Annotated in this window: 7 protein-coding genes; 2 read left to right on the top strand and 5 right to left on the bottom strand. The window is 72.7% G+C overall.

The features are described from left to right. Window positions 1–143 precede the first annotated feature (143 nt). From ACWGIF_RS37505 to ACWGIF_RS37485, 5 genes are all read right to left on the bottom strand, one after another. Window positions 144–371 (bottom strand): DUF397 domain-containing protein, encoded by a 228-nt coding sequence (locus tag ACWGIF_RS37505; RefSeq protein ID WP_370466718.1) that lies wholly within the window; start codon window positions 369–371, stop codon window positions 144–146. 144 nt (window positions 372–515) lie between these two features. Beyond that, on the bottom strand, window positions 516–1,682 hold the full coding sequence (locus ACWGIF_RS37500; RefSeq protein ID WP_453504296.1) for a thiolase domain-containing protein: 1,167 nt from the start codon (window positions 1,680–1,682) through the stop codon (window positions 516–518). Next, window positions 1,679–2,737, bottom strand: coding sequence for a thiolase domain-containing protein (locus ACWGIF_RS37495; protein ID WP_453504294.1), 1,059 nt, complete (start codon window positions 2,735–2,737; stop codon window positions 1,679–1,681). The genes ACWGIF_RS37500 and ACWGIF_RS37495 overlap by 4 nt, the downstream gene beginning before the upstream one ends. Next, window positions 2,737–3,696: a Zn-ribbon domain-containing OB-fold protein gene (locus ACWGIF_RS37490; RefSeq protein ID WP_453504292.1), complete on the bottom strand. Its 960-nt coding sequence runs from the start codon at window positions 3,694–3,696 to the stop codon at window positions 2,737–2,739. Before ACWGIF_RS37490 ends, ACWGIF_RS37495 begins: the two co-directional genes overlap by 1 nt. A gap of 363 nt (window positions 3,697–4,059) precedes the next feature. Further along, window positions 4,060–4,860, bottom strand: a complete 801-nt coding sequence (locus ACWGIF_RS37485; protein ID WP_453504290.1) for a crotonase/enoyl-CoA hydratase family protein — start codon at window positions 4,858–4,860, stop codon at window positions 4,060–4,062. A gap of 233 nt (window positions 4,861–5,093) precedes the next feature. Between ACWGIF_RS37485 and ACWGIF_RS37480 the strand changes: the two genes are divergently transcribed. Together ACWGIF_RS37480 and ACWGIF_RS37475 are read left to right on the top strand one after the other, a co-directional pair. Next, window positions 5,094–6,725 carry an acyl-CoA synthetase gene (locus ACWGIF_RS37480; protein WP_453504288.1) on the top strand — a complete coding sequence of 544 codons (1,632 nt, stop codon included), beginning with the start codon at window positions 5,094–5,096 and terminating at the stop codon, window positions 6,723–6,725. Window positions 6,726–6,924: 199 nt separating this feature from the next. Beyond that, a partial coding sequence (locus ACWGIF_RS37475; protein ID WP_453504286.1) for a hypothetical protein occupies window positions 6,925–7,156 on the top strand: 232 nt, incomplete at its 3' end.

The raw sequence follows: 7,156 nt of genomic DNA, 5'->3' as shown, positions 1-7,156 counted from the left end.
ACCAGCCCTTGGCCGCGGCGGCCCGGTCGGGTGTACCCGCCGTCCACGGCGCCCCGCCCGGGGCGTAACCCCGGGCCGCCGGCGCCCACGGGGGCGGTGTATGCCCGCCCGGGGCCCGCCGCGTACGGCGGGCCGCGCGCCGTCTACGTCAGGTCGAACTCCCCGCCCCGCGCGTTCAGCACGAACTTGTGCCACTCGTCGGGAGAGAAGATCAGTGAAGGACTTTCGGGGCGCTCGCTGTTGCGCATGGCGATGAAGCCCTCGACGAACGCGATCTGGACGTCACCCGCTCCCCTGCTGCTCGACTGCCAGTCCGCCTCGGTGAGATCGAGGTCCGGCTTCCCCCAGCCAGCGAGGGGCTGTGAAGTCATGCTCTCGGCCACGTGCGTGCTCCTCCCGGTACGTCGTCCGGGGGCAAGGTTAACCACCGCAGCGAGTGCCGCACAGGCCACGGGGAGTCACCCGTGGCCGGTCCGGCACCTGTCCGGCTCCGCCGCCGCCGGCGGAGCCCGCGTTCAGGAGGCGGGCTCCTCGGCCCCCACCAGCCACATCGCGAAGAACTGTGCGCCGCCGCCGTACGCGTGCCCCAGCGCCCGGCGGGCTCCCGGAACCTGGTGCTCACCGGCCTGACCGCGCACCTGCAGGGCCGCCTCCGCGAAGCGGATCATGCCGGAGGCGCCGATCGGGTTGGTGGACAGCACCCCGCCGGACGGGTTGACCGGAAGGTCCCCGTCGAGTTCGGTCACCCCGGCCTCGGTGAGCTTCCAGCCCTCGCCCTCCGCGGCGAAGCCGAGGTTCTCCAGCCACATCGGCTCGTACCAGGAGAAGGGCACGTACATCTCCACCGCGTCGATCTCCCGGCGGGGATCGGTGATCCCCGCCTGCCGGTAGACGTCGGCCGCGCAGTCCTTGCCGGCCTGCGGCGAGACGAAGTCCTTGCCCGCGAAGAGGGTGGGTTCGCTGCGCATCGCCCCGCCGTGCACCCAGGCAGGTGGTTTCGGTGAACGGGCCGCGCCCGCCCGGTCGGTGAGGATCATCGCGCACGCGCCGTCCGAGGAGGGGCAGGTCTCGGAGTAGCGGATCGGGTCCCACAGCATCGGCGAAGCCTGGACCTTCTCCAGGGTGATGTCGTGCTCGTGCAGGTGCGCGTACGGATTCTTCAGCGCGTTGCGCCGGTCCTTGTACGCGACCAGCGAGCCCACCGTGTCCGGCGCGCCCGTGCGCCGCATGTACGCGCGGACGTGCGGGGCGAAGAATCCGCCCGCGCCGGCGAGCAGCGGCTGCTGGAACGGGACGGGCAGCGACAGGCCCCACATGGCGTTGGATTCGGACTGCTTCTCGAAGGCGAGGGTGAGGACCGTGCGGTGGACGCGCGCCGCGACCAGGTTCGAGGCGATCAGGGCGGTGGACCCGCCCACCGAGCCCGCCGTGTGCACGCGCAGCATCGGCTTGCCGACGGCGCCGAGCGCGTCCGCCAGGTAAAGCTCCGGCATCATCACGCCCTCGAAGAAGTCGGGGGCCTTGCCGATGACGACCGCGTCGATGTCCGCCCAGGTCAGTTCGGCGTCCGCGAGGGCGCGGGCCGCCGCCTCTCGGACCAGTCCGGCGATGGACACGTCGTGGCGGGCGGCCACGTGCTTGGTCTGGCCGATGCCGACGACGGCAACTGGCTCCTTGCTCATGCTCGGTCCCCTTCCAGGACGGCGACCAGGTTCTGCTGGAGGCAGGGGCCGGAGGTGGCGTGGGCGACGGCCCGGTCGGACTCGCCGCGGCGGATCCGGGCGGCCGCCTCGCCGATGCGGATGAGGCCGGCGGCCATGACCGGGTTCGCGGCGAGTGCACCCCCGGACGGGTTGACGCTCACGCCGTCGCCGAGCCCGAGCGCCTTGCGCAGCACGACCTCCTGGGAGGAGAACGGCGCGTGCAGTTCCGCCGTGTCCACGGGGGCGTCGAAGACGCCCGCGTGCTCGGCGGCGATCCGGGTGGACGGGGAATCGGTGAGGTCGCGCAGGCCCAGGCCGTGGGCCTCGATGCGGTGGTCGATGCCGGTGATCCAGGCGGGGCGTTCGCACAGCTGCTGCGCGAGGTCGCCGGCGGCCAGGATCACCGCGGCCACGCCGTCGCCGACGGGTGGGCAGTCTCCGGTCCGCAGCGGCCGTACCTGGTAGTCGCCCTGCGGGACGGCGCCGCGGAGCTGGGCGTGCGGGTTGGTCCCGGCGGCGGCCCGGCTGCGCGCCGCGATGGCGGCCAGGGCGGGCTCGTCGGTCTCGCCCGCGTCGATCAGGGCCTGGGCCTGGAGGGCGGCCAGGGCCACCGAGTCGGGCCAGAGCGGAGCGAGGTAGTACGGGTCGAGCTGGCGCGTCAGTACGTCGCGTACCGAACCGGGCGAGGACTTCCCGTAGGCGTAGACGAGCGCGGTGTCGGCCTCGCCGGTCTGGATCTTGACCCAGGCCTCGTAGAGCGCCCAGGCACCGTCCATCTCGACGTGCGACTCGGAGATCGGCGGCCAGGCGCCGACCCCGTCGAGGGTCATGGTGAAGGAGAAGGCCCGGCCGGCCAGGTAGTCGCTGGAACCGGAGCAGGTGAAGCCGATCTCGCCGGCCTTCAGCCCGGTCGCGGCGAGCACCTGGTGCAGCACCGGCATGACCATCTCGACTTCGCTGAGCTCGTCGGTGCGGCGCAGGTGGTCGCTCTGCGCGAAGGCGACCACCGCGACCTCACGGGCGTATCGGGTCATCAGATGAGCTCCTTGTACGCGTCGTAGTCCGCGTCCGGCTCGCCGGTGGGGCGGTAGTGGTCGGGGTGGCGGCCGCCCTCGGTCCATACGGGCTCGACGCGCAGGCCCATGCGGACCTGGTCGTACGGGATGCCGCCGATCCGCCCGTGGAGGGCGAGGCCGGCGCCGTCGAGGGCGATGTGGGCGTAGACGTACGGGACTTCGATGTCGAGGTTCCTGGCCTTGATGTTGACGATGCAGTACGTGGTGACCGTGCCGGCCGGGCCGACCTCGACCTGGTCGGTGGTGGCCACCCCGCAGGTGGGGCAGGCGCCGCGCGGGGGCACGTACACCTTGTGGCAGGAGGGGCAGCGCTCGCCGACGGTCCGCTGCTCGGAGAGGGCGTTGATGTACGCGGTCTGGGCGCGGCCCGGGCTGTAGACGTAGTCGAGGCGGGCCTCGGCGACGATGCCGGTGACGGCGTCGGCGAAGCCCCCGTCGTGCGGGACGGCCTCGCCGCCCGCGGGCCCCTCGTACGGTTCGAAGCAGGCGATGTCGGTGATGGCGCCGGCACGGTCGGTGGCCCATCGCACGCGTACGCGCATGCCGGTGCGGACGGATTCCGGCCCGGGGACGTCGAGGGCGTGCAGGAGCGCGGTGTCCGCGCCGTCGAGCTTGACCAGGACCCAGGCGAAGGGGGTGTCCAGGGGCTGGTGGGGGCGGGGCCGGCCGTTCCACGCCCAGGTGGTGACGGTGCCGGTGGCGGCGACCTCGACGAGCTCGCGGATCTCCTCGGCGGTGACCGGGTCGTATTCGACGGGCGGGACCATCACCCTGCCGCCGGAGGTCTTCACGCCGAGGACGACGCCTTCGCGCAGGCCGGTGAGGAAGGCGCTCTGGACGGGCCCGAGGGACCGGGTGAAGGGGAACTCGACGATGAGGGGCGCGCGGAGCAGTTCCGGGGGGGACGCGGCTGTCATGGGCGGCTCTCCATTGCGGTTGATTCCGGTACGAGCGATGGGTACGGGCCTTGCCGGCCCGCCGGCGGGGCCGGCGCTTGGGCGGGGCTTGGGGCGCGGGCGCGGGGCTTGGGTTCCGCGGCCTGGAGTCCAGGGCCTGGAGTCCGGGGCCTGGAGTCCGGGGCCTGGAGTCCGGGGCCCTGGGGTCCTGGCCCTGGGGCCCGACGTCAGGCGTCAGGCGTCCGGCGTCCGGCGTCCGGCGTCCGGCGTCCGGCGTCCGGCGTCCGGCGTCCGGGGCGGATCCCCGGATTTCCGAGCCCCGCCGACGCGATCCAGCCCCGTCGACGTGCGAGACGTCGGGGTGGGGCTCGACAACGGCGGGGGCTATTCCCGGCGGTACACCGCGGGCCGCTTCTCCGCGAAGGCCCGCGCCCCTTCCTTCGCATCCGCCGTGTCGAAGATCGGCCACCCCCGCAGCAGTTCCGCCGCCAGCCCCTCCCGCTCGGTCAGCTCCGCGGTCTCGTAGACCGACGCCTTCACCGCTTCCACCGCCAGCGGCCCGCACGCGTTGATCCGCTCCGCGATCTCCAGCGCCGCCTCCAGCGCCGTGCCGTCCGGCACCACCCGCCCGACCAGCCCGATCCGCGCCGCCTCCTCAGCCGAGTACGGGCGCCCGGTCAGCAGCATCTCCAGAGCGTGCGTGCGCGGGATCTGCCGCGGCAGCCGCACCGTGGAGCCGCCGATCGGGAACAGCCCCCGTTTGACCTCGAAGAGGCCGAAGGTGGCGCCCGCGCCGGCCACCCGGATGTCCGTGCCCTGCAGGATCTCGGTCCCGCCGGCCACGCAGTGGCCCTCCACGGCCGCGATCACCGGCTTGCGCGGCCGGTGGTGGCGGAGCATCGCCTTCCAGTGCAGGTCGGGGTCGCCCTTGAGGCGGTCCCGGTACTGGTCGCCCCCCATCCCCTTGCCGGCCAGCGCCTTGAGGTCCATGCCGGCGCAGAAGTCCCCGCCCGCGCCGGTCAGGACCACCGAGCGGATCTCGTCGTCGGCGTCCGCCTCCAGCCAGCCGTCGTACAGCCCCACCAGCAGCGGCAGCGAGAGCGCGTTCTTCGCCTCGGGCCTGTTCATGGTGAGCACCAGCGTGGCGCCGTGCCGATCGACGATCAGGTGTTCTGTCCCACCCATTGCCGTCCTCCCGTCTCAAGACCTAGAACAGGTTGCAGTAGGGCAGGGTGCAGTTCAATAGTTTTCTGACACTCAGTCAGATTTCTTGGGCGGTGCCCTTCCCAGTTACCGGCTCCGGCGCTCTAATGACCGCCGGAGCAGCCCGGCCGCGGGGCCGGTCGTCGGGGACGTCGAGAACAGCGGGAACATCCGGAACAGCGGGACATCGGGAACATCCGGGGTCAGGAGGAACGGTGGAGTACAACCTTGCCGACCTGTTCGAGTCGGTCGTGGACGTCGTCCCGGACCGCGAGGCCCTCGTCTACGTGGACCACCCCGGGTCCGGCGCCGAGCGCCGCCTCACGTACGCGGAACTGGACGCGGCGGCGAACCGGATCGCGCACCACCTGCTGGACAACGGCCTGGCGGCCGGCGAGCACGTGGGCCTGCACCTCTACAACGGCATCGAGTACCTCCAGACCGTCCTGGCCTGCCTGAAGGCCCGGCTGGTCCCGGTGAACGTCAACTACCGGTACGTGGAGGAGGAACTGGTCTACCTCTACAACGACGCCGATCTCGCCGCGCTCGTCTTCGAGGGCGAGTTCACTGAGCGGGTCGCGGCCGCGCTGCCGCAGACGACGAGGCTCCGGCACCTGATCCGGGTCGGGGAGGCCCCCGAGGGGGCTCCGGAGCCCTCGATCGCGCCGGTCGCGTACCCGGAGGCCGAGGCCGCCGGATCCCCCGGGCGCGGCTTCGCGCCGCGGAGCGCCGACGACCTGTTCATCATCTACACGGGCGGCACGACCGGCATGCCCAAGGGCGTCATGTGGCGGGCGGAGGACCTCTTCTTCGCCGGTCTCTTCGGCGGCGAGCCGTCGGGCGAGCCGGTGAAGCGGCCGGAGGAGCTGGCCGAACGGGTCCTGGCGCGCGGCGCCGGGCTCACCTTCTTCCCCGCTCCCCCGCTGATGCACGGCACGTCGACGCTGACCTCGTTCATCGCGTTCAACTACGGCCAGCGGGTGGTCATTCACCGCAAGTACGCGCCGGAGGAGGTGCTCCGCACGATCGAGAAGGAGAAGGTGTCGAGCGTGTCGCTGGTCGGCGACGCGATGCTCAGGCCGCTCATCGACGCCCTGAACGGCCCGCTGAAGGGCACGGACCTGTCCTCGCTGTTCAGCGTCTCCTCGTCCGGGGCGATCATGTCGGACACGGTGCGCGCGGAGTTCCAGCGGCTCGTGCCGAACGTGCTGCTCCTGAACAACTTCGGGTCGTCCGAGTCCGGGTCCAACGGCCGGGCGACGGACGACTCCAGCCCTGAGAAGGGCTTCCGCCTCGAGGTCAACGACCGTACGCAGGTGGTGGACCCGGTGACGCACGAACCGGTGGCGGTGGGTGAACCGGGGCGCCTCGCGCAGCGCGGCCACGTACCGCTCGGCTACTACAACGACCCGGCCAAGACCGCCGAGACCTTCTTCCAGAAGGGTGCGGAGCGCTGGGTGCTGCTCGGCGACATGGCGACCGTCGACGAACAGGGCATCGTCACGGTGCTCGGCCGCGGCTCGCAGTGCATCAACACGGGCGGCGAGAAGGTCTATCCGGAAGAGGTCGAGCAGGCGCTGAAGTCCCACCCCGACGTCTACGACGCCCTGGTCGCCGGAGTGCCGGACCCGACCTGGGGCAGCCACGTGGCGGCGGTGGTCCAGGTCCGGCCGGGCGCCCCGGCACCGACCCTGGACGAGATCCAGAGCCACTGCCGCACCAGACTGGCGGGCTACAAGGTCCCGCGCCAACTCGTCATCGCACCCGCCATCCAACGCTCCCCGAGCGGCAAGGCGGACTACCGCTGGGCCAAGACGGTGGCGACACAAGCGGACACAGCCGGCTAGGCCGTCTCATCCGGACGTTGCCGGTCAAGCCCGCAGCGTCTGGTGCGGTGCATCGCAAGGCGGAGCGTCGCAGCGGCCCGGGGGCTGAGCCCCGCTCTCCCCGCCCCACGGCCCTTCGAGGCACGCGGCCCGGACGGAGCCCCGCTCCTTCAGCCCCGCCGGCGTTTGAGGCGCGGGGTCGGGGGCGGAGCCCCGATCTGTGAGGTGCGCCCGCCCGCGCCCCGCGGGGCGACGGCGCCGGGCCCGCGTCGGCGTCGGCGACGGCCACGGCCACGGCCACGGCCACGGCCACGGCCACGGCCACGGCCACGGCCACGGCCACGGCCACGGCCACGGCCACGGCCACGGCCACGGCCACGGCCACGGCCACGGCCACGGCCGCGGGATCTGCCTGGGCCTGCGCCCCGGGGACGGCTCCGGGACGCCGCGGC

The organism is Streptomyces sp. NPDC054849, from assembly GCF_053610945.1.
The sequence above is the reverse complement of the archived record's forward strand: the minus strand, read 5'-3'. Positions and strand labels throughout refer to the sequence as shown.